Raw genomic sequence first — 2,007 nt, forward strand, 5'->3', positions numbered from 1 at the left:
TATTTATTATATTTTTATTGTTAATTTGGTTTTTAAGAAATTTTATAATAAGTGGATGTTTAATATTTCCTGTATCTTTTTCTTGTTTAGGCTTTGATATTTTTATATCAAAAGACAATATAGAAAATTACTCAAATATTGTTAAATCATTTGCTAGAACCGCACCTAATTATGAGAATTTTATGAACAAAGAATTTTCTCTTCATTCAAATGATTGGTTTTTATCTTGGTTCAAAAATTATTTTATGAAAAGTTCAATTACACAAATAATGGGTTTTACATCTTTGATATTTATTTTTCCTTTTTTAAAATCTTTGTTAAAACAGAAAGAATTTTTTTATGCAAAAATTATTTTAATTTTTTCTCTTGTATCTAGTTTTATTTTATGGCTTCAAGCTCCTGACATTAGATTTGCATTAGGTTTATTAATATCTATAACAACTATTTTATTTATATTTTCCTTTAAAATAGAATTTTTTGAAAAATTTAATTTTTTAATTACAAATTTTTTAATTTTAATCTTTATTTTTTTAATTTTAAAAAATTTTCAAAATTATAGATATTTTTTTGTAAAATCTTTGTTTCAAAGAGATTATAAAATAGACTCAATAAAAAATGTAAATAGTATTGGAAATTTTGACATATTCCATAACAGTAATGATGGTGGATTTTGTTATGATGTCGAGCCTATATGTTTAATAAGAAATAAAAAAATTCAATTAAACTACACTAAATTTAAATATTTATATTTCAAATCAAATTAAAAGGTTTTTTAATAAAAATTGATAATAAATTTTGTTGTTTCTTAAAAATTTTAAAAAATAAACTAAAGATTAATTTTAGAAAAAAATTATTAAATTGTTTAATATCATAACTATAATTAAAATTGATTTTATGTTTGTATCGAGGCTCAAAAGATTTTATTAATTTTTCAATTTCTCTCTCAGTCCATCTGAATACATAATTAGGTATTTCTGTGTTATCAACTCCACCATGATCTTTGTTAGATTTGATTGCTGATAACTCATACTCCTCTGCCACATTAAGTTTGCAGGCCAATCTTGTGAGAAGACAGTCGTTAGCTTCAATAATTAATGCTCCTTTTGAAGAAATTCTGTACATTTCTAATATAGAATTGTGAGGTTTTGAGCTATGATGCACGCAAGCGTGAGCAACACAATAATCAAAAGAATTATTATCTAAACCTGTATCTTGCATCATAATATTAAGATAATCTTTATTGTTAGTTATTTTGTTATAATTACTAAATACAACATTGTTATATCCAAGTTCATTAAATATATCTTTATCCAAAGTATCTGCCCCTAAAACTAAGATTTTAGAATTTTTATTTTTAATGTACTTTTTGATATTATCTTTATAGAATTTAATTCTTTTCATTTAAGATTGTCATTATACTAATAAATGATTAATTACCAATTAATAAAATCTTGAAAAAAAAAATTTTAATTATCGGATCAAATTTTTCTCAAAAATATCATTTAAAAATCATTTTGAATTTATATAAAAATGCAGAGATTCATATTGCAAGCCCAAATATTGAATCAAAAAATTTAATTACAAATATAAATATATTTAAGTATGAAGATTATAAAATCGCAATTAAAAAAAATAGATATTATCTTATTTTGTGTTGCTCATTACCAGTAGTCCAAGAAAATTTTATTAAATTATTTATTAAAAAAAATTACTTTGTTAATTATTTGATGTTGGAAAAACCATTATCTAGAAAAATTAAATTAGTTCAGGAATTAATAGAATATTCAAAGCTAAGGAAAATGAAAATTGCTGTTAACTATTGTTATTCAAATATAAAAATATTTTCTTTAATGAGAGAAAAAATTAAAAATAAACAACATTTTAATCTTATATTTAAATACAATTTCTTACATCAATATTATATTAAAAAAAATAATTCTTGGAAAAATTTTATATCAGAGGGTGGAGGTGTAGTTAATTATTATTTAAATCATGTTATATTTTCTA

General features: G+C 20.2%; 3 protein-coding genes. 2 read left to right on the top strand and 1 reads right to left on the bottom strand.

Features of this window, described 5'->3' with window-relative positions:
* Positions 1-764 (top strand): hypothetical protein (locus ACTTA5_RS07595; RefSeq protein WP_440649189.1); only part of this gene is annotated, 764 nt, incomplete at its 5' end.
* Here ACTTA5_RS07595 and ACTTA5_RS07600 read toward each other — a convergent pair.
* A complete protein-coding gene (locus tag ACTTA5_RS07600) occupies positions 751-1,401 on the bottom strand; it encodes a methyltransferase domain-containing protein (RefSeq protein WP_440649191.1) in 651 nt (216 codons plus the stop codon). The genes ACTTA5_RS07595 and ACTTA5_RS07600 overlap by 14 nt on opposite strands.
* A 113-nt stretch (positions 1,402-1,514) precedes the next feature.
* Here ACTTA5_RS07600 and ACTTA5_RS07605 point away from each other — a divergent pair.
* The coding region (locus tag ACTTA5_RS07605) for a hypothetical protein (protein WP_440649193.1) at positions 1,515-2,007 on the top strand (493 nt) is incomplete at its 3' end.

Origin of the sequence: Candidatus Pelagibacter sp. HIMB1521 (assembly GCF_052047875.1) — a bacterium.
Lineage (GTDB): Bacteria > Pseudomonadota > Alphaproteobacteria > Pelagibacterales > Pelagibacteraceae > Pelagibacter.